At 70.5% G+C, this 23,032-nt stretch carries 27 protein-coding genes; 15 read left to right on the forward strand and 12 right to left on the reverse strand.

Features of this window, described 5'->3' with window-relative positions; translation table 11 throughout:
• Positions 1-3: 3 nt before the first annotated feature.
• The 5 genes from SD455_RS09790 to SD455_RS09810 all read left to right on the forward strand — a co-directional run bounded on the left by SD455_RS09790 (position 4) and on the right by SD455_RS09810 (position 4,003).
• On the forward strand, positions 4-996 hold the full coding sequence (locus tag SD455_RS09790) for a sugar-binding transcriptional regulator (RefSeq protein ID WP_445507980.1): 993 nt from the start codon (positions 4-6) through the stop codon (positions 994-996).
• The gene (locus SD455_RS09795) at positions 993-1,508 is read left to right on the forward strand and encodes an OsmC family protein (protein ID WP_445507981.1); all 516 of its coding nucleotides are present in this window, start codon (positions 993-995) and stop codon (positions 1,506-1,508) included. Before SD455_RS09790 ends, SD455_RS09795 begins: the two co-directional genes overlap by 4 nt.
• A 46-nt stretch (positions 1,509-1,554) precedes the next feature.
• Complete coding sequence (locus tag SD455_RS09800; protein WP_445507982.1) at positions 1,555-2,301, forward strand: methionine ABC transporter ATP-binding protein; 747 nt, start codon at positions 1,555-1,557, stop codon at positions 2,299-2,301.
• Positions 2,298-3,017: a methionine ABC transporter permease gene (locus SD455_RS09805; RefSeq protein ID WP_445507983.1), complete on the forward strand. Its 720-nt coding sequence runs from the start codon at positions 2,298-2,300 to the stop codon at positions 3,015-3,017. The genes SD455_RS09800 and SD455_RS09805 overlap by 4 nt, the downstream gene beginning before the upstream one ends.
• An 86-nt stretch (positions 3,018-3,103) precedes the next feature.
• Complete coding sequence (locus SD455_RS09810) at positions 3,104-4,003, forward strand: MetQ/NlpA family ABC transporter substrate-binding protein (protein ID WP_445507984.1); 900 nt, start codon at positions 3,104-3,106, stop codon at positions 4,001-4,003.
• Positions 4,004-4,036: 33 nt separating this feature from the next.
• Here SD455_RS09810 and SD455_RS09815 read toward each other — a convergent pair whose 3' ends face one another.
• The 3 genes from SD455_RS09815 to hxlB form a co-directional block, all read right to left on the reverse strand.
• Entirely contained in the window at positions 4,037-4,687 is a 651-nt protein-coding gene (locus tag SD455_RS09815; protein WP_445507985.1) for a DUF1697 domain-containing protein, read from the reverse strand.
• A gap of 72 nt (positions 4,688-4,759) precedes the next feature.
• Positions 4,760-5,392, reverse strand: coding sequence for a 3-hexulose-6-phosphate synthase (gene hxlA / locus SD455_RS09820; RefSeq protein WP_445507986.1), 633 nt, complete (start codon positions 5,390-5,392; stop codon positions 4,760-4,762).
• A 59-nt stretch (positions 5,393-5,451) separates the two neighbouring features.
• The gene (gene hxlB, locus SD455_RS09825; protein WP_445507987.1) at positions 5,452-6,042 is read right to left on the reverse strand and encodes a 6-phospho-3-hexuloisomerase; all 591 of its coding nucleotides are present in this window, start codon (positions 6,040-6,042) and stop codon (positions 5,452-5,454) included.
• 110 nt (positions 6,043-6,152) lie between these two features.
• On the opposite strand from hxlB, the gene SD455_RS09830 reads away from it, so the two are divergent.
• From SD455_RS09830 to SD455_RS09855, 6 genes are all read left to right on the forward strand, one after another.
• On the forward strand, positions 6,153-7,034 hold the full coding sequence (locus SD455_RS09830) for a LuxR C-terminal-related transcriptional regulator (protein ID WP_445507988.1): 882 nt from the start codon (positions 6,153-6,155) through the stop codon (positions 7,032-7,034).
• A gap of 90 nt (positions 7,035-7,124) precedes the next feature.
• Positions 7,125-7,718: a HutD/Ves family protein gene (locus SD455_RS09835; RefSeq protein ID WP_445507989.1), complete on the forward strand. Its 594-nt coding sequence runs from the start codon at positions 7,125-7,127 to the stop codon at positions 7,716-7,718.
• Positions 7,719-7,971: 253 nt separating this feature from the next.
• Positions 7,972-8,799, forward strand: coding sequence for an amino acid ABC transporter substrate-binding protein (locus tag SD455_RS09840; protein ID WP_445507990.1), 828 nt, complete (start codon positions 7,972-7,974; stop codon positions 8,797-8,799).
• Between the two features lie 35 nt (positions 8,800-8,834).
• Positions 8,835-9,581, forward strand: a complete 747-nt coding sequence (locus SD455_RS09845; RefSeq protein ID WP_445508002.1) for an amino acid ABC transporter permease — start codon at positions 8,835-8,837, stop codon at positions 9,579-9,581.
• On the forward strand, positions 9,481-10,284 hold the full coding sequence (locus SD455_RS09850; RefSeq protein ID WP_445507991.1) for an amino acid ABC transporter ATP-binding protein: 804 nt from the start codon (positions 9,481-9,483) through the stop codon (positions 10,282-10,284). The genes SD455_RS09845 and SD455_RS09850 overlap by 101 nt, the downstream gene beginning before the upstream one ends.
• Positions 10,285-10,547: 263 nt before the next feature.
• Positions 10,548-10,970: a hypothetical protein gene (locus SD455_RS09855; RefSeq protein ID WP_445507992.1), complete on the forward strand. Its 423-nt coding sequence runs from the start codon at positions 10,548-10,550 to the stop codon at positions 10,968-10,970.
• 227 nt (positions 10,971-11,197) lie between these two features.
• Here the strand turns inward: SD455_RS09855 and SD455_RS09860 are convergent, their stop codons facing one another.
• Together SD455_RS09860 and SD455_RS09865 are read right to left on the reverse strand one after the other, a co-directional pair.
• A complete protein-coding gene (locus SD455_RS09860; protein ID WP_070158620.1) occupies positions 11,198-11,806 on the reverse strand; it encodes a class I SAM-dependent methyltransferase in 609 nt (202 codons plus the stop codon).
• 36 nt (positions 11,807-11,842) lie between these two features.
• Positions 11,843-12,262 carry an acyl-CoA thioesterase gene (locus tag SD455_RS09865; RefSeq protein WP_170922710.1) on the reverse strand — a complete coding sequence of 140 codons (420 nt, stop codon included), beginning with the start codon at positions 12,260-12,262 and terminating at the stop codon, positions 11,843-11,845.
• 77 nt (positions 12,263-12,339) lie between these two features.
• Between SD455_RS09865 and SD455_RS09870 the strand changes: the two genes are divergently transcribed.
• A complete protein-coding gene (locus SD455_RS09870) occupies positions 12,340-12,924 on the forward strand; it encodes a cysteine hydrolase family protein (protein ID WP_070158618.1) in 585 nt (194 codons plus the stop codon).
• An 11-nt stretch (positions 12,925-12,935) separates the two neighbouring features.
• Here the strand turns inward: SD455_RS09870 and SD455_RS09875 are convergent, their stop codons facing one another.
• Positions 12,936-13,238, reverse strand: coding sequence for a putative quinol monooxygenase (locus SD455_RS09875; protein ID WP_070158617.1), 303 nt, complete (start codon positions 13,236-13,238; stop codon positions 12,936-12,938).
• A 90-nt stretch (positions 13,239-13,328) separates the two neighbouring features.
• On the opposite strand from SD455_RS09875, the gene SD455_RS09880 reads away from it, so the two are divergent.
• Complete coding sequence (locus SD455_RS09880) at positions 13,329-13,877, forward strand: AAA family ATPase (RefSeq protein ID WP_070158616.1); 549 nt, start codon at positions 13,329-13,331, stop codon at positions 13,875-13,877.
• A 40-nt stretch (positions 13,878-13,917) separates the two neighbouring features.
• Here the strand turns inward: SD455_RS09880 and SD455_RS09885 are convergent, their stop codons facing one another.
• The 3 genes from SD455_RS09885 to SD455_RS09895 are packed head-to-tail and all read right to left on the reverse strand — an operon-like array spanning position 13,918 to position 16,915.
• Entirely contained in the window at positions 13,918-15,018 is a 1,101-nt protein-coding gene (locus tag SD455_RS09885; protein WP_445507993.1) for a thiolase family protein, read from the reverse strand.
• 50 nt (positions 15,019-15,068) lie between these two features.
• Entirely contained in the window at positions 15,069-16,244 is a 1,176-nt protein-coding gene (locus SD455_RS09890; protein ID WP_445507994.1) for a class I adenylate-forming enzyme family protein, read from the reverse strand.
• Positions 16,241-16,915 (reverse strand): biotin transporter BioY, encoded by a 675-nt coding sequence (locus SD455_RS09895; protein WP_083277746.1) that lies wholly within the window; start codon positions 16,913-16,915, stop codon positions 16,241-16,243. Before SD455_RS09895 ends, SD455_RS09890 begins: the two co-directional genes overlap by 4 nt.
• A 225-nt stretch (positions 16,916-17,140) precedes the next feature.
• Between SD455_RS09895 and SD455_RS09900 the strand changes: the two genes are divergently transcribed.
• Both SD455_RS09900 and SD455_RS09905 read left to right on the forward strand, forming a co-directional pair.
• Positions 17,141-17,989, forward strand: a complete 849-nt coding sequence (locus SD455_RS09900; RefSeq protein WP_445507995.1) for an aldo/keto reductase — start codon at positions 17,141-17,143, stop codon at positions 17,987-17,989.
• A gap of 144 nt (positions 17,990-18,133) precedes the next feature.
• Positions 18,134-19,057, forward strand: a complete 924-nt coding sequence (locus SD455_RS09905) for a universal stress protein (protein WP_070162061.1) — start codon at positions 18,134-18,136, stop codon at positions 19,055-19,057.
• 97 nt (positions 19,058-19,154) lie between these two features.
• Here the strand turns inward: SD455_RS09905 and purL are convergent, their stop codons facing one another.
• The 3 genes from purL to purS all read right to left on the reverse strand — a co-directional run bounded on the left by purL (position 19,155) and on the right by purS (position 22,599).
• Positions 19,155-21,464 (reverse strand): phosphoribosylformylglycinamidine synthase subunit PurL, encoded by a 2,310-nt coding sequence (purL, locus tag SD455_RS09910; RefSeq protein WP_445508003.1) that lies wholly within the window; start codon positions 21,462-21,464, stop codon positions 19,155-19,157.
• Between the two features lie 89 nt (positions 21,465-21,553).
• On the reverse strand, positions 21,554-22,345 hold the full coding sequence (purQ, locus tag SD455_RS09915; RefSeq protein WP_085437837.1) for a phosphoribosylformylglycinamidine synthase subunit PurQ: 792 nt from the start codon (positions 22,343-22,345) through the stop codon (positions 21,554-21,556).
• A 2-nt stretch (positions 22,346-22,347) separates the two neighbouring features.
• Positions 22,348-22,599, reverse strand: coding sequence for a phosphoribosylformylglycinamidine synthase subunit PurS (gene purS, locus SD455_RS09920; RefSeq protein ID WP_070162059.1), 252 nt, complete (start codon positions 22,597-22,599; stop codon positions 22,348-22,350).
• Between the last annotated feature and the right edge of the window lie 433 nt (positions 22,600-23,032).

Consider the following 23,032-nt stretch of genomic DNA (forward strand, 5'->3'; position numbering starts at 1 on the left):
CCTGTGGACCGAGACCCCACCCCGGCCCGACCCGCGGGCGAGGGAGAACCCGGCCTCGAGGAGCTCGACCGGCTCTACCGCGCCGCGCAGATGTACTACGAGCAGGGCGCCACCCAGGCGCAGGTGGCCGAGCAGCTGCAGGTGTCCCGCCCGTCCATCAGCCGCATGCTCGGCGAGGCCCGCCGACTGGGCATCGTGGAGATCCGGGTGCATCGCCCCAGCTCCGTGGGCTCCGACGATCTCCGGCGTGCGCTGCGCGACAGCCTGGGACTGCATGAGGTGCATCTGGCCCCCGGCGATCAGTCCGGACGGCTCGGTCCCGGCCTCGGGCCGATGACCCGTCATGCGCTCGCCGAGGCGCCGCTCAGCGCCGGCGACGTCCTGCTGATCTCCTCCGGGGAGACGACCTACGCCCTGGCGCAGCAGCCCCTGGGGGACTTCAGCGGCGTCGTCGTGGCACCCACCGTGGGCGGCCAGGCGGAGCCGGATGCCTGGCACCAGACCAATGAGGTGGTCCGGGCCTTCACCGTGACCTCCGGCGGGTACCCGCATTACCTGTTCGCGCCCTCGATGCCGTCGGCCGCGCTGCTCGACGCCCTGCAGGACGACCCGGGGTATCGGCAGATCGTCGACGACTGGCGCTCGGCCAAAGTGGCGCTGGTCGGCGTCGGCGCTCCGGCCTCCACCCGCGCCTCGATCTCGCGATCGGTGCCGCGCGACCACCCGTCACTGGCCCGCTCGGTGGGGGACGTATGCCTGGCCTTCTACGACGAGGCCGGCGTCGAGGTGACGTTCCCCGGCAGTGAGCGGATGGTCCGCATCCCCGCGGACACGCTGAAGGCTGTGCCCACGCGGGTCGCCGCGGCGGCGGGCATGCAGAAGGTCCCCAGCATCATCGCCGCCGCCCGCGCGGGCTGGTTCAACATCCTGGTCACCGACGAGGTCACCGCGCGCGGCATCGATCAGGCGCTGCGCCGCCCTAGCATGGGTGCATGAGCACTCCAGCGGGACCCCCGGGGGTCGACAGGGCCACTGACGACGCCGCCCGGCCCCTCTACACGGCGTCCGTGGTCAACGACGGCGGCACCTCTGGGCACGTCCGCGCCACGGGAGGGCCCTCACTGCCGACCGCCTCGCCGTTCGACGCCGCCCCGGCCGACGGCGCCCGGCCCGGCGCCGATCCGGAGCAGCTGCTCGGCATGGCCTGGAGCACCTGCCTCAACGCCACGCTGGAGATCGTGCTCGCCGAGGCCGGGATCGCCGCACGCAGCAGGGTCCGGGTGGAGGTGGAGCTGCATCGGGACCGCACCGGAGTGGGGTATCGCTTCGTGCCTCGGGCGGCGGCCGCCGTCGAGGGGATGAGCGCCCAGCAGGCGCGGGCCCACGTGGAGGCCGCCCACGCGCGGTGTCCGGTCTCGAAGCTGCTCACCGGTGCGGCGGACGTCTCCGGCGGTCACCCTGGGCCGCGGGTGGAGGCGGTGGAATTCTCCGACCTCCCGGCGCGTTGAGACGGGTCGTGGACGCTTCAGCACAGACCCTGACGAGCAGGCTCGGATGATCGAGCTGCAGCAGGTCACCAAGAGCTACCGACGCCGGGGAGCGGGTCGGCGCGGGGGTGAGGTCCACGCCCTGCGCGGCATCGACCTCACCATCCGGGATGAGGAGATGTTCGGCGTCGTCGGGGAGTCCGGTTCCGGGAAGTCCTCCCTGCTGCGGCTGATCAACCATCTCGAAGCACCCACCTCCGGGCGAGTCCGGGTGGATGGGGTGGACTTGGCGGAGCTCAGCCCTCGCGCCCGGCGGGCGCAGCGTCGTCGCATCGGCATGGTGTTCCAGCAGTTCAACCTGCTGGCCAATAAGACCGCCTTCGACAATGTCGCCCTGCCCCTGCGGCTGCAGCGCCGCAGGGAGCGGGAGAGGGTCATGCAGATGCTGGACTTCGTGAACATGGCGGACCGTGCCCACCAGCACCCCAGTCTGCTCAGCGGCGGGGAGAAGCAGCGGGTCGCGATCGCCCGTGCCCTGGTCACGGACCCGGGAATCCTGCTCTGCGACGAGCCCACCTCCGCCTTGGACGACCACCACACCGAGGAGGTCATGGACATCCTCGGGCAGGTCCGCCGCGAGCTGAGCACCACGATCGTGCTGGTCAGCCACGAGCTCGACGTCGTCAAGGCCTCCTGCGACCGGGCGGCGGTCCTGGAACGCGGCCGCCTCACCGCCGTCACCGACGTCGTCGCCCCACCGCCGCGTCAGGCGTACTCCTCCTATGCCGAACGCGCGCAGAGGTACCTCGCATGAGCGGGCAGGAAGCAGCCGCTCAGGGGGCCCTCGGGCGTCTGGACGAGCTCTGCGCCAGCCTGAACGCCTACCGCGGAGAGATGCTGCAGTCCATCGCCGAGACCGGCGTGATGCTGGGCAACTCGTTGCTCGCGGCGGTGCTGCTGGGCCTGCCGATCGGCACCTGGATGTACCTGAGCCGGAAGAACGGCCCTCAGCCGCAGGCCGGGATCTACGCGCTGCTCAACGGCTATGTGAACGTGGTCCGCTCGGTGCCGTTCCTGCTCTTCGTGGTGGCCCTGATCCCGTTCACCCGCTGGATGCTGGGCACCTCCTTCGGCACCACCGCAGCGTCAGTGCCGCTCGCCTTCGTGGCGGTGGCGCTCTACGCCCGCTGGGTGGAGCAGACCCTGCTGGATGTGCCCCGGCAGACGGTGGAGCTGGCCGACTCCCTGGGGGCGAGCACGCTCCAGCTGGTCACCCGGTTCCTGTACCCGGAGGCCCGCTCCGGATTGGTGCTGAGCCTGACCACGGTGACGATCTCCATGGTCTCCTACTCCACCATCATGGGCGTGGTCGGCGGCGGCGGCGTGGGGGACTTCGCCATCCGCTACGGCTACCAGACCTACGAGTACGAGGTCATGTACGCCACCATCCTCATCATGATCGTGGTGGTCATGGCCATCCAGGGCCTCGGCACCTGGACCTCCCGGCGTCTCGATCGTCGGATCCGTTGACCGCCGCACCCGCTGACCGCGCCTGCGCCGACCTGCGCACTGCGGTCCACTCTCTGTCCCTCGCTCACACCCCGAAGAAGGAGACCATGTCACCTCGACACCACCACCGTGACCCCGTCCGCAGCGCCCGGATCGGCGGCCCCCGCCGTCGGGGCCGGCGGTCCACCGGGGCTGCCGCACCCGCCGTCGTGCTGGCCGTCGGAGCCCTGCTGCTCACCGGCTGCGGCGATGCCGACGGCGCACCCGCGGCAGAGGGCGAGGACACCACCATCCGGGTGGCCTCCCATATGTCGCCGATGACCGACGTCGTGGAGGTCGCGGCCGACGTCGCCGCAGAGGACGGCTGGACCGTGGAGCTGGTCCAGGTCAGCGACAACGTCCAGTACAACCGTCTGCTGGCCGACGGCGAGGTGGACGCGAACTTCGCGCAGCACGAGCCGTACATGGAGGCGTTCAACGCCGAGCACGATGCTGAGCTTCAGGCGCTGGCCCCCATCTACGACGCCAAGGTGGGCTTCTACTCCCGGGACTACGACGACGTCGCCGAGATCCCCGACGGCGCGAAGGTGGCGATCCCCAATGACGCCTCCAACGAGGGACGCGCCCTGGCCATCCTGGACGAGCACGGGCTGATCAGCCTGGCCGACGGGGTGGGCTTCGAGGGGCGGATCGCCGATGTCGAGGAGAACCCTCATGACCTGGAATGGGTGCAGGTGGATCTGCTGAACCTGTCCTCGGCCTACGAGGAGGTCGACGTGGCGCTGGTCTACAACTATCCGACCTACATCGCCCGGGTGGGCCTCACTCCGGAGGATGCGGTCCTGCTGGAGGAGACCGTGGACCAGCGCTTCGCCATCCAGCTGGTCGCCCGTGCCGAGGACGCCGAGACCGAGAAGATCCAGGCGCTCCAGGAGGCCATGACCTCCGACGAGGTGCGCGAGTTCCTGGTGGAGGAGCACAGCGAGACGCTGCTGCCCGCGTTCTGAGGGCTGGGGTCGGAGGAACCCGCCTCGGTGGGCTCAGGGCATCGTCGCCAGGACGCGCTCCACGGTCCGCCAGGTGCGGGTGGTGATGTCCTTGCCCAGGCGGCGCTCCAGCCAGGCCATCACATCCGGGGACTTCGTGGCGGTGGTGTCGGTGACGGCCAGCACCGCCGCCGCGGGTCCGTGGACGCCCACCACCTGGATCGCCGACGACGGCGGCTCGCCCAGGGCGTCGACGACGGCGGTGCCCGCAGGACCTGCGAACCTTCCGGGATCCTTCAGGAACGTCACCGTCAGATAGCTGGACCTGGCATGTTCGCGGTCCCCGAAGGGGGCTGAGGCGACCAGGTCCGCCAACTCCTCCCGGCTGCGGAGGATGGTGCCGCCGGTGATGCCGAGCTGATCCTGCAGCGCCGCCTGGATGCGCGCCTCCGCCGCGGCGCGGGCGGCCGAGCCGAGCTCGCCGCCGTCGTGCTCTGGGAGGCCGCGGTCTGTGTGCTCGGACTCTGCGCGGAAGACGAGGTTTCCGCTGGAGATCACCGAGGCGACCTCAGAGAAGCCGAGGTCCTCCACGACGCCGCGCAGCTTCTCATTGCGCATGTTCGGGTTCCCGGGGCCGATGCCGCGCAGCAGCGCGCACCACCACGGACCGGTGGCGGGAAGGGGAGGTGGAGCATCGGCTGCCATGGGCACAGACTACTGGGGTCCGGCAGGGAAGCAGAGCTTCCCTGCCGGACCCCAGGTGAGTGTCGGGGGAGATCAGGCGGGGACGGTGACTGCCGCGCGCAGCGCCTGGGCGGCCGCCCCGATGTCCTCGGCCGAGTAGATGGCCCCGCCGGCGACGGCGATCTGCGCGCCCGCGGCCTGCACGTCGGCGACCGTGGAGGCGCTGACGCCGCCGGCCACGGAGAACGGCACGCCGGAGGCCCGCCCCGCGGTGAGGAGGTCATCCAGCGAATAGCCTTCCTGGGCCTGCTCGTCCAGGCCCGCGTGCATCTCGACGAGCTGGGCCCCGAGCTCCACGACCTCCTGGGCCCGGTGCGCCTTGTCCTTGACGCCGATCAGGTCCACGACGACGCCTTTGCCGTGGCGGCGGGCGACGTCGACGGCGCCGGCGATGGTGCTGTCATCCGCGGTGCCCAGCACGGTGACGAGGTCGGCGCCGGCGGCGAAGGCGATCTCAGCCTCCAGAGCGCCGGCGTCCATGGTCTTCAGGTCGGCGAAGACGACCTTGTCCGGGTGGGCCTCCTTCACGGCGGTGACCGCGCGGAGTCCCTCACTCTTGATGAGCGGGGTGCCGAGTTCCAGGATGTCGACGTGGGGTGCCGCCGCGGCGGCCCACTCCAGGGCCTGCTCGGTGGTGAGGGTGTCCATGGCGAACTGGATCTTCATGAGGATTCTCCTTCAGAGTCTGGGGGTGTTGGGTCGAGACGGTGGGTCGGGGGCGGACGTCATTCGAGATTGGCGTGGCTCGGCCAGAGGTCGTCACCGGTCAGCCCGCTGCGCTGCCACAGGGCGTGGAACAGCGCATCCCCGAGGATCATGAGGCTCTGCTCGAAGAGGCTTCCGGCGTACTGGGTCGAGGCGGCTCCGCTGCGATCCAGCTTGGCGGCCGCCGGGACGGCCACCGTGACGTGGGCGAGTCCCGCCAGAGGCGAATCCGGCGTGGCCGTCAGCGCGGCGACGGTGGCGCCCAGGCTCTGGGCCTTCTCAGCGGCCCGCAGGACTCCCGGGGTGGTCCCGGAGCCGCTGGCCACCAGCAGCACATCCCCTGCGCGGATCGCCGGGGCGGTGGTCTCGCCGACCACGTGGGTGGTGATCCCGAGGTGCATGAGACGCATCGCCGTCATCTTCAGCGCCAGGCTCGTGCGGCCCGAGCCCAGGACGAAGACCCGCTCAGCGCCCGAGACGACCTCGGCGAGGTCCTCCAGGGTGCGCCCGGCCAGCGTCAGGGTGTCGGAGCTCCGGGCGAGCTCGGCGGTGATCTCCTGCAGCGCACTGCCGACGGTGGCGTGCGTGGTGAGCGTGATGTTCGCGGTCATGGGGACGATCCTGCCCACCCGTGGGGCCCTGCACCATCCCTCGAAGGTCCAGTGAGACTGCCCGTTCGGCCAGGACTGCCCGGACGGGCAGGTCGGCTAGCCTGTGGGGCATGACGCAGGACCCCGAACAGACTGAGGAGCCCCACGGTGCCTCGCACCCCGAGGAGCTTCGAGCCGCGGCGGAGCTGCCCGCGCCCGCGGATCGGCGCCATGCGTCCCAGCACGCCCGCTCCGTCTCGGAGCTGGCGGACCGTCAGGCGGTGACGCTGGAGACGATTCTGGCCGCGCTGCGCTCGCCTCGACTGGCGGATCGGGACGCGCGGGAGACCGCGATCGGCATCGCCGCCGCGGCGCTGGTGGAGGCGCGCTCCTCCGCCCGCCAAGGGGCTGATCTGTTGGAGCCGGTCACTGGAGCCTTCGGGCGTCTGAAGGCCGAGCTCCGTCCGCTGGTGCGTCATGGCCGCGTAGACGTGGAGTTCGTGGAGCCGCCGCCCAACGGCCGGGCGCTGCCCGGCGATGTGGCCCAGGCGGCGAGGGCCATCGTCCGCAGCGCCGTGCTGACCGTCGTCGACTCCTCCGAAGCCCGTCGGGTGCGCGTCCACTGGGACTGCGACGGCCTGCACCTGCTGATCCACCTGCGCGACGACGGCAACGGGAAGCTCAGCGCCCACGATGACGCGCTGCGGCCGATCGCCGAGCACCTCAGCGCCTTCAGCGGGCGGATGGACGTGGACTCCACGCCGGGATGGGGCACTGAGGTCACGATCGCCATCCCCCTGGACCCGGCGCCGGCGCCTCTGCCCATGGAGGACCTCGGGGAGCTGAGCCCCCGTGAGGCCGAGGTGCTGCAGCACCTGGCCCGAGGGTCCCGCAATGCTGAGATCGCCGCGGAGCTGGGCATCAGCGACCACACGGTGAAGTTCCACATCTCGAAGCTGCTGCGCAAGACCGGCACCCGGAACCGTGCGGAGCTGATCGCGCTGCTGCGCTGAGCCGCTGCTATCGTGACGCCCAGTCGCCGTCGGACGGCGGAGTGACATCGCGACGGACGACATGGCGGCAGACGAAGGACGAGGCGACCCATGACGCACCGGATCATCCACCCCCAGCAGCTGAGCCCCGTGCCGTGGGCCAATGGACTGGGCACCACGAGGGAGATCGCCACCGGTGTCTCCGCCCTGCGCGGCGCCGACCAGGGGCCCGGATTCCGCTGGCGGATCAGCCTGGCCGATCTGACCCAGAGCAGTCCCTTCTCCCGGTTGGCCGGGGTGGACCGGGTGTTCACCCTCGTGACACCGGGGCCGGTCCGCCTGACCGTCCACGGGCAGGCTCGCCGGGTGGACCCTGGGGTGCCGGTGAGCTTCGCCGGGGAGGACGACGTCGCCGTCGAGCTGGGGTCTGCCGGTCCTCAGCAGGCCCTGAACCTCATGGTCGACCGTTCCCAGGCCCGTGGTGCGGTTCATGTGCGGCAGCTGGAGGGGGCCCCGGCGGAGCTGCCCGGGGAGACGGTCGGGGTGGCCGTGCTCTCCGGGGCCGTGACCCTGCCGGACGGTCGCCTCGCGGAGAGGGGGCATCTCATCCGCCCCGAGGGTCGGCTGCGGCTGGTCGGCCGCCCCCGCGCCGTCGTCGCCTGTGCCGAGGTCAGTCCTGCAGGGGCCGGGTCCGCTGAGGACTGAGGGACGGCCGAGCTCTGTCCGGCGGTTCGGCGGCGGACGGGGAATCAGCCGGAGGCGCCTCGGGTTGTCCATGGTGGGCAGGTCGTCTGCCGTCATCTGCGTCGGTTTCCGGCAGAACGGCGTGCTACGTTCGCTTCTCGACTGACCTGTCTGTGGCGACCTGCCTGCCGGTCTGCTCGCTCACCTGCTCGTCGGACGGGGCGTCGCTCGCGCTCCCGCCCACCCAATGTCACGAATATCCTGGGGGAGAACCATGACTCACCGCCGTCTGCTGACCACTGCGGCCGCCGCCGCCCTGCTCGTCTCCACGGCGGCCTGCAGCGCCGATGACACCGCTGAGACCGGTGACGAGACGGAGGAGGAGGCCGCCCCCGGGCTCACGCTGGAAGACGTGCAGGAGGACGGTGTGCTGACGGTCGGCACCGAGGGCACCTACCGGCCGTTCTCCTACCATGAGGGCGGCTCCGGTGAGCTGACCGGCTACGACGTCGAGGTCGTCACCGCGGTGGCGGAGAAGCTGGGCGTCGACGTCCACTTCGAGGAGACCCAGTGGGACGCCATGTTCGCCGGGCTGGAGTCCGCGCGCTTCGACGTGATCGCCAACCAGGTCTCCATCACGGAGGACCGCCTGGAGACCTACCTGTTCTCCGAGCCCTACACGGTGAGCAACGGCGTGATCGTCACCCTGGCGGACAACGACGAGATCTCCAGCTTCGAGGACCTCGACGGCAAGACCACCGCGCAGTCGCTGACGAGCAACTGGTACGACGTCGCCGTCGAGGCGGGGGCCGATGTGGAGTCCGTCGAGGGATGGGCCCAGTCGGTGACCCTTCTGGAGCAGGGCCGGGTCGACGCCACGATCAATGACAAGCTCACCTACCTGGACTACCAAGCGACCGAGGACAACGAGAACATCGCGATCGCGGCCGAGACCGAGGACCAGTCCCAGGCGGCGCTGACCTTCCGGCAGGGCAGCGAGTCCCTGGTGGAGGCCGTCGACGAGGCCCTGGCCGAACTGGCCGAGGAGGGCACGCTGACCGAGATCAGCGAAGAGTACTTCGACGCCGACGTCTCCCAGTGAGCTGAGGTCGCGCGGTCATGGAGTGGTTGACTGACCTGGACTGGGAGCTGGTGGCCGACTCGTTCTGGCCCATGCTCAAAGGTGGGCTGACCGGCACGATCCCGCTGACGCTGGCCAGCTTCTCGCTGGGGCTCGTGCTGGCGCTGGTGGTCGCGCTGATGAGGATCAGCAGCATCCGGCCCGTCTCCTGGCTCGCGCGCGCCTACATCTCCGTCATCCGCGGCACCCCGCTGCTGGTCCAGCTGTTCGTGATCTTCTTCGGGCTGCCGTCCATCGGGGTGACCCTGGACCCCTGGCCCAGTGCGGTCATCGCATTCACCCTGAACGTGGGCGGCTATGCGGCCGAGGTGATCCGTGCCGCGATCCTCTCGGTGCCCAAGGGGCAGTGGGAGGCCGGGTACACGATCGGCATGACGCACGTACAGACGCTGCGTCGGCTGATCCTGCCCCAGGCCGCGCGGGTCTCGGTGCCGCCGCTGTCCAACACGTTCATCTCCCTGGTGAAGGACACCTCCCTGGCCTCGCTGATCCTGGTGACCGAGATGTTCCGGGTCGCTCAGCAGATCGCGGCGTTCAGCCAGCAGTTCATGGTGCTCTACATCGAGGCTGCTGTCATCTATTGGATGTTCTGCCTGGTGCTCTCCGCCGGGCAGGATCTGCTTGAGAGGAGGTTGGACAGGTATGTCGCAAGCTCAGACTCCGGGGCTCGGCGCTCCCGTCGCCGTCTCCGGTGGCCCGCTGCTGCGCGTGTCCGGGCTGAACAAGTCCTTCGGGGATCATGAGGTCCTGCGGCACATCGATCTCCAGGTCGATGCCGGGAAGGTGCTGGCGCTGATCGGACCCTCCGGGTCCGGCAAGACCACGGTGCTGCGCTGCCTGAACGGGCTGGAGCGTCCCGACGCCGGCACCATCACCTTCGACGGCGGCCCGGAGGTGACCTTCACCCCGCGGACCAGTCGGCGGCAGAAGGAGTCCCTGCGGTTCCGCAGCGCGATGGTCTTCCAGAGCTACAACCTCTTTCCCCACAAGACCGTGCTGCAGAACGTCATCGAGGGGCCGGTGCAGGTGCAGCGGCGGCCCAAGGCGGAGGCGATCGCCGACGCGGAGGCGCTGCTGGACCGGGTGGGGCTGGCCGACAAGCGTGACCAGTACCCGCACCAGCTCTCGGGTGGTCAGCAGCAGCGGGTCGGGATCGTCCGCGCCCTGGCGCTGAAGCCAGCGCTGCTGCTCTTCGACGAGCCCACCTCCGCTCTGGATCCGGAGCTGGTGGGTGATGTGCTCACCGTGATCAAGGAGCTGGCCGAAGAGGGCTGGACCATGGTGCTGGTGACCCACGAGCTCGCCTTCGCCCGGGAGGTCGCCGACCAGGTGGTCTTCATGGACGGCGGCGTCGTGGTGGAGGAGGGGCCTGCGAGCGAGGTCCTGCGTCAGCCGCGGCGGGAACGCACCCAGCGGTTCGTGCACCGGCTGCTGAACCCGTTCTGAGGGTGGTCCGGACGCCCTCCTCCTCGATCTGCACCCTCGAATCACGTCTGCACTACCAGATTGCGTGGGGCAGACGTGATGTGTAGGTGCAGAACGGTGTCAGCATGCGGTGATCACCGGGTGGCGAGCAGCGCGCCGTGCGGACGATGCCCCGGGCCGGTGCGCGTCTGGGTGTGACCGATGGCAGGCCCCGTGACAAAGTTGGAGAGGAAACAACGCCCACGGCTAGGGCGACTTCCCGTCCTCCGAGAGGAGTGGCCCGGATGGACCGCAGTGGGGCGGCGATCCTAGCTGCGATTGTGGCAGAAGTGTGCTTGTCTGTGGCTGCTTGTCAGGCATGGGGGAGTTCCATCGAGGAGATCGAGACCCAGGAGTTCACATTCCTGACCACCGATACCAGTGGTGATGACGGACGCCCGGAGGCCCGCTTCGTCGGTGAGGTCGGCATCGACGAGGCCGGTTGTCTCTATGGTGCAGACGATGGCACTGACTATGGGGTGATCTTTCCCGAGGGGACCGAGGAAGATCCCGGAGGTGGAGTCACTCTGCCGGATGGTGCGTCTCTGCCCACCGGTGAGGGTGTGGAGCTGTCCGGGGGATACTTCGACCCACCTGTGAGCGATGCCGTCGGTTGTGCGGACTACCCGCAGATGTTCCTGGTGAATCCGGAGCAGCAGAACTTGTGAGGCGTGTGACTCCCTGAGTCGGGTGCGGCGATAGGCTTCCGACACGTGCCAATTCTGGATGTCAGCGAGCGGCGACAAGCGCGCCGTGGGGGCGATGCCCTGAACCCGTTGTGAGGGCGCCTCGGGTACTCGCCTCCTCGATCTGCACACGCGAATCACGTCTGCACCACCAGATTGTGTGGTGCAGACGTGATGTGAGGGTGCAGAACGGTCTCAGCATGCGGTGATCACCGGGTGGCGAGCAGCGCGCCGTGCGGCCGATGCCCCGAACCGGTGCGCGTGGCAGTGCGGGTCACCGTGAACCCTGCCGCTTCGACCTCGGCTGCGAGGGTGTCTATGGGCCAGTAGTAGGCGGTCGTGACGGCGTGGTCGAAGGGCTCCACCCTGGGCCCGGTGAAGAATCCCAGCGCAAGATCGCCTCCGGGTCGCAGGCATCGGGCGAACTCGGCCAGGGGTGCGCCGATGTGCTCAGGGGCGGTGTGGATGAGTGAGTACCAGGCCAGCACGCCGCCCAGAGTGCCGGAGTCCACGCTCAGGCGCTCCGCTCGACCGACGCGATACCGTGCGCCGGGATACGTGTCCCGCGCGCTCTCAATGAACTTCGGCACGGGGTCGACGCCGCACGCCTCGACGCCCATGCTCCGGAGGAGATCCGTCCACTGTCCGGGCCCACACCCGACGTCGACCACCGGTCCGTCAAGGCTCCCGGCCCACTGCTGGATGAGCGCGACGTCGTCGGGGTGCGCCTGGGTGATGCTCCCGAGTGCGGCGATGTACTCCTCGGCGCGGGTACGGTAGGACGCGCGGACGGCGTCGAGGGTATGAGCGTCAGTCATCGTCAGCAGCCGACCGGAACGTCGGGCCGCGCCGCGTCACGCCGTGTGCTGCGCGAAGGCCTCGCGCATCTCAGCGGGCAGGCGGCAGGGGCGGCCAGTGTCCCGGTCGACCGTGACGATCCGGGTGGTGGCGGTGACCCTCGGCTCGGTGTCACCGTCGGCGAAGAGCCGGTAGGCGATGTCCAGGCTCGCCCCGGCCAGCTTGGCGATACTCATCTCCACGATCACCGGCGCGGTCTGATAGTCGATCTGCCGCCGGTACCGGATGCTGACCTCGGCGACCACGGACCAGACCGGCGACTCCGCGGTCAGCGGCGGGAAACCGCCGTCGTCGTGATCCGAGGGGCGCCAGAAGCCGCGGGTGCGGGCCTCCTCCAGGATCCGCATGACCGCGGCGTTGTTCACATGCCCGAAGGCGTCCTGGTCGCCCCAGCGCAGCTCGATCGGCACGCGCATGCTCATCCGTCGCCTCACTTCCCGCCGGACATCCGGACCGACGCTGGTCAGGGTAGCAAGCGGTGTACGGTGGCCACATGACTGCGAGCCTCGGCATCACCCCGGCGACGGCGCTGATCGTCGTCGACGTCCAGCAGGGCTTCCGCGACGCCGCGCACTGGGGGCGGCGCAACACCCCGGACAGCGAGCAGAACATCCAGCGCCTGACCCAGGCCTGGCGGGCCGCGGAGATGCCCGTGGTGATCGTCCGGCACGCCTCCACGGACCCCGGATCGCCGCTGCACCCCGCCCAGGAGGGCCACCAGCTGGAGCCGTTCGTGGAAGGGGCCGCCGCCCTGGAAGTGGTGAAGTCCGTGAACTCCTCCTTCCACGGAACACCGGATCTGGACGCCTGGCTGCAGGCGGAAGCCATCACGACGATCGTGGTCTGCGGGATCACCACCAACCACTGCTGCGAGACCACGGCCCGGGTGGGCGGGAATCTGGGGCGCCGGGTGATCTTCGCCCTGGACGCCACCCACACCTTCGACCGCGTCGGCCCTGACGGCCGAGTGCTCACCGCCGATGAACTGGTCCGGGCCACGGCCACGAACCTGCACGGGGAGTTCGCCACGGTGGTCTCGACTCGGGATCTGCTGGAGGCGCTTCCGCGGCTCAGCTGAGGACAGCCGTCTCAGTCCCGCAGCGGGGACCCCACGGAGGTGAAGTGCTGCTGGGTCATCTCCCCGGTCAGCAGAGGCATCGCCTCGGCGATGGCCTCTCGGGTGCTCTCCAGGTGCAGCGACTGCTCATGGGCCTCGGCGGAGTCCCAGATCTCGGCGACGAAGACGGTGTCCGGCTGGGCGTCGTCCACGCCGACTTCATAGCTGCGGCAGCCGGAGGCGGCCAGCTGCGGGGAATGGCGGGTCAGGATGGCGACGACGTCATCGCGCCGACCCGGCTGGGTCACGAAGGACCCCGTGTTCACATACGTCATGGCCTGACGCTAGCCGTTCGCGCGCTCCGGGGGCATGCCTCCCGGCCGAAGGGGGTGCGGTCCGTCGACCGGGGTGATTACACTGCTGCGGTGCTGACTTCGCAGGACCCGATCACCTGGACGCCGCGCCGCATCGCCGTCGCGGGGACCTCCGGTGCCGGAAAGACCACGCTGGCGGACCGGCTGGCAGAGATGCTGGACTGCCCGCGCGTGGAGCTCGATTCCCTCTACCACGGAGAGGGCTGGGTTCCCCGGGAGAGCTTCACCGACGATGTCGACTCCTTCACTGCGGGTCAGCGGTGGGTGATCGAATACGGGTACGGGGAGGTCAGCCCACTGATCAGTGCTCGCGCGGACACCCTGCTGTGGCTGGACTGGCCGACCTGGTTCACGTTCCAGAGACTCGTGCGCCGGACCGTGCGCCGCCGGCTGACCGGGGAGGAGCTGTGGAACGGCAACCGCGAGGGGCCGCTGAGTGGGTTCTTCACCGACCAGAGCCACATCATCCGCTGGGGGATCCGAACCCGGAAGCGACTGCGGCCAGTGATCCCCGCGCTCGAGGAGCAGTTTCCGCATCTGCAGGTGGTGCGCTTCCGCCGTCCCCGGGAGGCGGAGGAGTGGCTGACGCGGCTGCGGTGAGCGCAGGCTCAGGTGCGCTCCCTTCAGAGGCTGGCCACCGTCACCGCCGTTCCACCAGCATTGCGGCACCCATTCCGCCCGCCACCGCGCAGGCCGCCACCCCGAGCGCGCCGGGCGGGGATTCGAGGAGCCGGTGCAGCAGACGGACCAGCACCATCGTTCCGGAGGCGCCCCACGGGTGCCCCAGCGCCAGCGCCCCGCCGGCCGCATTGACCCGGGGGTCCACCACTTGGGCGCCGTCGGTGAGGCCCATGTCGTCGAGGGTCGCCAGTGCCTGGGAGGCGTAGGCCTCCACCACCTCCAGCGCGGCGAGATCGGCGACGACGGCGCCCGCCTGCGCCAGCACGGCACGTACCGCCGGCGCGGCCGCCAGGCCCGGCAGCGCCGGATCCCCACCGACCAGCGCCTGGCCTTGGATGACCAGATGCGGCCCCGATGCCTGATCCGCGGGCACGAGCATCACGGCTGCCGCGCCGTCGGCGATGCGCGCCGCCGTCGCGGGGGTGACCGTCGCGCTCGGTGAGTCCACCAGCGGGCGGAAGCGGGCCAGCATGCCGGGGGAGAGGCTGCGCGGGCCGTCGTCGACCACCGACCCCCAGGGCGCCGTCCCGGGCATCCGCTCACGGCGGAGCAGAGTCTCGTGCTGCAGAGCCAGCCGATGGCTCCGCAGGGCGAAGGCCTCCTGTCGCGCCCGCGAGATGTCGCAGGCGGCGGCGAGGTCATCGGCGGCCGCGGTCATGTCCGGATCGGCGAAGCCCTCCGGGGCGAAGCGCGCCTGCCGGATGGGAGCACCGTCGACCATGCGCACCGGAGCGGTGGAGGGGCTCTCCACCCCGCCGGCGGCTGCGGGAGCTCCGGTGCGTCGCACGTGGTCGGCGGCCTGAATGACCGCCACCAGGCCAGAGCCGCATTGGGCGTCCACACCCCAGCCCACGCAGCTCTCCCCGAACCCTGCGTCCAGTGCCGCCACCCGGCCGAGGTTGCCGCCGGGTCCGGTGCAGTTGCCCAGCACCACCGCCTGCGGGGCACGGTCCGCGGACTCCGCGACGGCGGCCACCACCCTGCCCGCCACCTGATGCGCCGGCACGGAGGACAGGGCCCGGGAGCGGCCTGTGACCGGGGTGCGCAGGCCGGAGACCACAGCGACCTCCGCAGCTCCAGACCCCGTAGCACCTGTGCCAGTCGCCCCGCTCACCGCGCGGCCTCCGTGATGGCCGGCGCAGCGGCCAGAGACAGGGTGAACGCCTCGTCCGCCCCGAGTCGGCGGACCTTCCCGCTGGGGGTGCGCGGAAGCTCGGCCACCAGCCGCCACTTCCGGGGCCGCTGGGCCGGGCTCAGCCCGGACCGCGCGGCCTCGGTCAGGACGCGGGCGTCGAGGGCCGCCTCCTGCGTGGGCTCCACGCAGGCGGTGACCAGGTGGCCGAGACGGGGATGCGGTTCGCCCAGCACCAGGGCCGCCCGCACCGCAGGCAGGCTCTCCAGCCAGGCCTCGACGTCGGCAGGGACCACCGTGGCGCCGCCGGTGAGGATGGCGTCGTCAACCCGGCCCTGCAGGGTCAGGATCCCCTCGGAGGTCACGAAGGCACGGTCACCGACGGTGGCCCAAGAGCCGTCGCGTCGGAAGGAGCCGCCCTCGCCGAGCACCGCCAGGGCGGTCTGCTCGCTGCGCACCCACAGGGTCCCGGAGCGGACGTCCACCTCCACCTCGGGGACCGGACGCAGGCCGTCTCCGGCGTCCACGGCCACCAGGGAGAGCTCCGCGGCACCGAAGTACGTGACCACCTGCAGCCCCAGGGCGCGGGCCCGGGCCGCGAGGCCGAGGCCGAGCCGAGCACCACCGATGAAGGCCGCGCGCAGCGTGGTCGGCCCACCGGACTCCAGCAGCTCGACCGTCTCCTGCAGATGCACCGGGGTGCCGTGAAGGACCGTGGGGCCGTCCAGGTCGGCCGAACGCAGACGGGCGCCTGCCGGCGTCGACCAGCGGAGCCCGCGGTGATGCGCATGGGCGACGGCGTAGGTGGCCATGGAGGAGACGGGATGGACGGGGACGAGCACGGCGTCGTCGTCCTGGATGCCCAGGGTGGCGTCCACCGTTGCGAAGGAGACCTCCCAGGAGCGGGCGCTGCGCAGGATGGCGCGGGGCCGGCCGGTGCTGCCGGAGGTGAACGAGGCCCACGCGGCCCCCGCCGGCAGGGGACTGCGCTGCACGGAGCGGAGCAGGGTCTCCCAGTGCTCCGGGGACCAGCGTTCGTCGCCGACCAGCGGCACCTCCCCGGCCGCCCGGGCGGCCAGCGCATCAGCCAGCACACGCCGGTGGTCGCTCCCGCGCAGGGGACGCAGCGTGGGAGACGCGCCTGCCTGGCTCATCGGGCGAACACCTGGGGGTAGGTCCGACGCAGCGTCATGGTCACCAGCACGGCCAGGATCACCTTCAGCAGATCCCCGGGCAGGAACGCCGTGGCGAGCAGGGCGGTCTCGCCCAGGCCCAGGCCGGTCACCCAGGCCTGCACAGGAATGCCGAAGGTGTAGATCACGGGAATGCCGCCGATCAGGCAGCCCAGCGCCGTGCGCAGCCAGGTGGGGCGGACCGGGCCCGTGCGCCGCACCCCGTGGACGATCAGCCCGATGACGGCGGCGCCGACCACCATGCCCGCCAGGTAGCCGGCGCTGGGCCCGAAGAACACGCCCAGACCGCCGCGACCACCGGCCAACAGCGGCAGGCCCAGCGCCACCAGGGCCTCGAAGGCGAGCACTGCAGCGGCGCCGCGCCACGGGCCGAGCACCGTCCCGGCGAGCATCACGCCCAGCGTCTGCGCGGTGACCGGGACCGCCATGCCCATCACGGGGATCGCCCCGGGCAGTCCCAGGGCGGCGATCAGCCCGGCGAAGACCGCGATCTGGGCCAGCGCGCGGGCGGTGGCCACCGAGGAGGTCGTCGGCCGGGCCACCGAGGTCGAGGATCCGGGCGTCGGGGTTCCGGGTGTCGGGGATCCGGACGTCGGGGATCCGGGCGGGGTGCTCTGCTGCAGTGTGGACATGGGGAGGGTCTCCTGACGGTGCGATTTGAACACTGTTCAACACCTAGCAGTGTGCACCATGACAGGTCGCCGCGGACGGAGATGACACGATGCGACGTCGCCTCCAGGCCAGGTGGCAGAGTCGGTCACGACGGCGTGACAGCCGCAGGGGAGCGGGTGGCAGGATGGGCACGGCGGCCCTCGCGCCGACACTGCATCCCCGCCCGTCAGGAGGAGTCTGAGACCATGACCGACCAGATCGACATCCCCGCCCGTACCCTCAGCGACGGCACCACGCTCCCGGAACTCGGTTTCGGGACCTACAATCTGCGCGGCTCGGCCGGGGCCGAGTCGATCGCCGCCGCCGTCCGGTCCGGATACCGGCTTGTGGACACCGCCTACAACTATGAGAACGAAGGCGCCGTGGGGGCTGGGATCACTGCCTCCGGCATCGACCGGGACGAGCTGCGCGTGACCTCCAAGCTCCCGGGCCGGTACCACCGCTATGACAAGGCCGTGCAGGCGGTGGAGGAGTCCCTGTACCGGGCCGGCCTCGACCACTTCGACCTCTACCTCATCCACTGGCCGAACCCGAAGCAGGACGTCTACGTGGAAGCCTGGCAGGCGCTGATCGATCTGCGGGAACGCGGGCTGCTGCGTTCCATCGGGGTCAGCAACTTCCTGCCCGAGCACCTGGACCGGCTCCATCGGGAGACCGGGGTGACCCCGAGCGTGAACCAGATCGAGATCCACCCGTGGTTCCCGCAAGACGACCAGATCGCCGCCAACACGGAACGTGGCATCGCCGTCGAGGCTTGGAGCCCGGTGGGGAGGAACTCGCAGCTGCAGGAGGAGCCGGTGGTCACCGAGATCGCCCAGGAGCTCGGCCGCAGCCCGGTGCAGGTGATCCTGCGCTGGCACCTGATGCGGGGCACCATCCCGCTGCCGAAGTCCGCCGACCCGGCCCGCCAGCGGGAGAACCTGGACGTCTACGACATCGAGCTCAGCGAGGAGCAGATGGCCCGGATCGCCTCGTTGGCGAAGCCGGACGGCCGCCTCGCCGGGCAGGACCCGGCGGAGTACGAGGAGTTCTGATCCGCTCGTCCTGGGTACTGCTCGGCCTGAACCTGCTCACCTGTGAACGGTCGCGACCCAGCAACTCTGGGCGACAGCCCTCCGCGCGCCTATGCTCGGCTCAGTGGGGTGGGTCGCCGCTTCGCCGGACCAGAGGAGTGGGAGATGACCGAGAACCGAGCAGAGACCACGTCACAGGACACCATCGGGACCCGTCACGGGATCGTCGTCGGAGTCGACGGCTCCGAGCATGCCAGGGCGGCGCTGCACACGGCAGCCAGTCTGGCCGCATCCGCAGGACTGCCCCTCACTGCGGTGTTCGCCTACCCGATCTCCAACTACGCAGTCCAAGCGGCCTCCTACGGGCAACCCGTCATCGATGAGGCCGGGATTCAGGATGAAGGCGAGAACATGCTGCGCCAGGCACTGGCCGAGGCGGCGGCGGACCGCGCAGACGCCCGCGGGATGGTGAAGCGTGGCCCTGCGCCCCAGGCCCTGGCAGAGCTCTCCAGCAACGCCTCGGCCATCGTCGTCGGCACGCGAGGACGAGGAGGGTTCACCGGCATGCTGCTGGGATCCACATCGGCCAGCCTGCCCTCGCGCTCCCACTGTCCGGTGATCATCGTCCCTCCGGATGCTGATGGCACGCGGGACTTCTCAGGTGGAGCCGCCCTCGCCGTCGGCGTGGACGAGTCCGGGCACAGCCGGGCGGCCGCCGAGGAGGCCGCTCGCTGGGCGCAAGCCCTCCGCTGCCCGGTGCGGCTGATCAGTGCGCTGGCGCCGGTGTCCCCGGACGTCGAGGCCTGGGTCTCGCTCGAGGAGCAGCGGCGCGCCGCACGCGAGCAGCTCACCCAGACGGTGGCCGAGCATGCTGCCGCCGTGAGGGCAGCGTTCCCCGATGTGACTGTGGAGACCGAAGTCCGCGACGGCGCCGCGGCCGCAGTCATGGTGGACGAGACGCGGTCGGCGCCGCTGACGGTCGTCGGCACCCGAGGGCATGGTGGATTCACCGGCATGCTCCTGGGGTCCACGTCCTTGGCGATCATGCACCACGCGGAAGGACCGCTGATGATCGTCCCGCAGAGCTGACACGAGTGGCCGCGAATCCCGGCATCTCCCCGGTGACACGCCGTGTCGGGAGGGGAGAAGCCGGGATTCGCGGCCACTCGATGCAGGGGTGTGAGGCTCAGATCTCCGAGCCGAAGCGGCTGGGGATCACCGCGCTCCAGGCCTCGCGCAGCTCGTCCAGTCCGAGGGTGAAGGAACCGCCGTCGAACGGCCCGGCCACCTCGAGGGTGCCGGACTGGGCGTCGACCACGCCGATCCGCAGGGCGGCGAATCCACGGGCCGTGGTCATGTCCGTGAACCGCACCTCCTCGGAGCGGGGCAGGGCGACGACGGCGCGAGCCTGGGACTCGCTGAACAGCGCGGTGAAGGCGTCTACGCCGTCGCGCTCGCAGATTCCGTCCACGGCCACTCGGGCGCCGACGCCGAAGCGCAGGCTCATCTCGGCCAGTCCGGCCGCCAGACCGCCCTCGGAGAGGTCGTGGGCGGCGTCGATCATGCCGTCTCGGGAGGCGTTGATGAGGATCTCGGCCAGGGTCTTCTCCGCGGTCAGGTCCACCTGCGGGGGCACACCGCCCAGGTGACCCCGGATCCGGGCGAACTCCGAGCCGTCCAGCTCATCACGGTTCACGCCCAGCAGGTAGATCGCCTGACCATCGGCCCAGCGCTCGAAGCCCGAGGGGGTGCGGCGGGAGACGTCGTCGAAGCGGCCCATCACACCCACCACGGGGGTCGGGTGGATGGCCCGGCCCGCCGTCTGGTTGTACAGGGAGACGTTGCCGCCGGTGACCGGGATGCCCAGCTCCTGGCAGCCGTCAGCCAGGCCGCGCACGGCCTCTGCGAACTGCCACATGATCTCCGGGTCCTCCGGGGACCCGAAGTTCAGGCAGTCCGAGACGGCCTGCGGCACCGCACCCGAGGTGGCCACGTTGCGGTAGGCCTCCGCCAGGGACAGCTGTGCGCCGGTGTAGGGGTCCAGGTAGGCGTACCGGGCGTTGCAGTCGGTGGAGAGCCCGACGCCGAGGCCGGTGGTCTCGTCCACACGGATCACTCCGGCGTCGTCCGGCTGGGAGAGGGCGGTGTTGCCGCCCACGAAACGGTCGTACTGGTCCGTGATCCAGGAGGTGTCGGCCATGTTGGGGCTGGTCATCAGCTCAACCACGGCCTCGCGCAGCTGCTCCCCGGAGGAGGGCAGGTCCGCCCCCTGCGCGGAGGCGCGGAAGGTGTCGGCCTGCAGCTCGTCCTGCCAGGAGGGGCGGTGGTACGGGCGCTCGTAGACGGGGCCGTCGTGGGCCACGGTGCGCGGGTCGACGTCGACGATGGTCTCGCCGTCCCACTCGATGATCAGCCGACCGGTGTCGGTGACCTCGCCCAGCCAGGAGTACTCCACGCCCCACTTGGCCATGACCTTCTCGAAGGCCTCGGCGTTGGCCGGGGTGACCACGGCCATCATGCGTTCCTGGGACTCGGACATCAGGATCTCGCCCGGGGTCAGGGACGGGTCGCGCAGCAGCACGTCGGTCAGCTCCACATGCATGCCGCCCTCACCGTTGGAGGCCAGCTCGCTGGTGGCGCAGGAGATCCCCGCCGCCCCCAGGTCCTGGATGCCTTCCACGAGCTCGGCGTGGAACAGCTCCAGGCAGCACTCGATGAGCACCTTCTCCGAGAACGGGTCGCCGACCTGCACGGCGGGCCGCTTGGAGGGCTTGGTGTCGTCGAAGGACTCCGAGGCCAGCACGGAGGCGCCGCCGATCCCGTCGCCGCCGGTGCGTGCGCCGAAGAGCACCACCTTGTTGCCCACGCCGGAGGCGTTGGCCAGGCGGATGTCCTCATGGCGCATCACGCCCACGGCCAGGGCGTTGACCAGCGGGTTCTGCTGGTACACGGAGTCGAAGACGACCTCTCCGCCGATGTTGGGCAGGCCCAGGGAGTTCCCGTAGCCGCCGATGCCGGAGACCACGCCCGGCAGCACGCGCTTGGTGTCCGGGTGGTCGATGTCGCCGAAGCGCAGCGGGTCCATCACCGCCACCGGGCGGGCGCCCATGGAGATGATGTCGCGGACGATGCCGCCGATCCCGGTGGCCGCACCCTGGTAGGGCTCCACATAGGAGGGGTGGTTGTGCGACTCGATCTTGAAGGTCACGGCCCAGCCGTCGCCGAGGTTCGTCACCCCGGCGTTCTCCCCGATGCCGACCATCAGGTCCTTCGTCATCTCCTCGGTGACCTTGTCGCCGAACTGGCGCAGGTGGACCTTCGAGGACTTGTAGGAGCAGTGCTCGGACCACATGACCGAATACATGGCCAGCTCCGCCGCCGTCGGGCGCCGCCCGAGGATCTCGCGGATGCGGGAGTACTCGTCCTCCTTCAGGCCCAGTTCGGCCCAGGGGAGCTCGGTCTCCGGGGTGGCGGCGGCGTGTTCGACCGTGTCGATGTTGAACGCGGACGCGGGGGTGTGCCCGGACTGGTCGTTGGACGGGTCCTGCGACTGGTCCTGGGCGGTGCGAGTGGTGGACTCGGTGCTCACAGGGCGCCTCCTTCTGAGTGGGAGCCGGCGAGGGACGAGATGATCGAGGTGAACACGGTCAGGCCGTCCGTGCCGTTGCGCATGCCGGTGGAGTCGTCGGAGCCGTATCCGGCCTCCACCGCGTGCTCGGGGTGCGGCATGAGGCCGACCACGTTGCCGCGGGCGTTGGTGACGCCGGCGATGTCGTGCCGCGAGCCGTTCGGGTTGGAGCCCACGTAGCGGAAGGCCACCAGGCCTTCGCCCTCGAGCCGGGTCAGAGTGTCCTCGTCGGCCACGTACTGGCCGTCCTGGTTCTTCAGCGGGACGGTGATGAGCTCGTCCTGCGTGAACTGGCTCGTCCACGCGGTGGAGGTGTTCTCCACGCGCAGCACCTGGTCGGCGCAGCGGAACTTCAGGTGGTCGTTCTTGATCATCGAGCCCGGCAGCAGGTGCGCCTCGGTGAGGATCTGGAACCCGTTGCAGATGCCCAGCACCGGCAGCGGGGAGCCGGAGTCGGCTGTGGCGGCCTCGGTGATGCGGCTCATCAGCGGGGCGAAGCGGGAGATCGCCCCGGCGCGCAGATAGTCGCCGTAGGAGAATCCGCCGGGGATGACGACGGCGTCCACGTCGGACAGCGTGTCGTCGGCGTGCCACAGCGGCACGGCCGTGCCGCCGCCGAGGCGGACTGCGCGGGCGGCGTCGCGGTCATCCAGGGTGCCGGGGAAGGTGACGACGCCGATGCGGGCGCCGTCCAGCGCGGTGCCGTCGGGCGAGGAGCTGTACTCGCCGATCAGGGGGGTCTCCGTCATGGTCAGGCGTCCTCCACCCGCACGTCCACGACGTCCTCGATGACGGGGTTGGAGAGCATCTCCTCGGCGGCCTTGCGGGCCTGGGCGAGGGCCTCGTCGGTGACCTCGCCGTCCACGGACAGCTCGAAGCGCTTCCCCTGGCGGACTGCGGAGAAGTCCTGGAAGCCGAGGTGGGGGAGGGCTGAGGCGATGGCCTTGCCCTGCGGGTCGAGGATCTCAGGCTTGGGCATGACCTCGACGACGATGCGCGGCATGGGGTCTCCTGTGCTTGTGTGCGGGTGAACGTGCCCGCGGACAGCACTGGGCCCCGCCGGGGTGCAGTGGTCAGGTGCCGTCTCACGCCCGGTGCCGCCGTCGTGCTGGCGACGGCGGAGATCCAGGCGCTCCGCGAGCTTGCCGCCCCAGTCTACCGGCTGGCGGCGAGGCCGCAGGCCGTGCGACGACGGCGCCCGCGTGGGCCGACGGACCTTGTGGCGCACGACCCAGTGCGCGTCGGTGCGTGACCGACCGACGGGCCCTCACAAGGGGTGACATGAGTCACACAGGGCGTTAGGCTCGGTGACAGTCCATCGTGAAAGCGCTCTCACAAAGGAGTCACTGTGTCACTCGCGACTCATCATCCCCCCCTCAGACGTCATCGAAGGGACGCCCCGGACGCCGGCGGCGCGTCCACTGCAGAAGGTCAGT

This window comes from Nesterenkonia sp. K-15-9-6 (assembly GCF_052656005.1).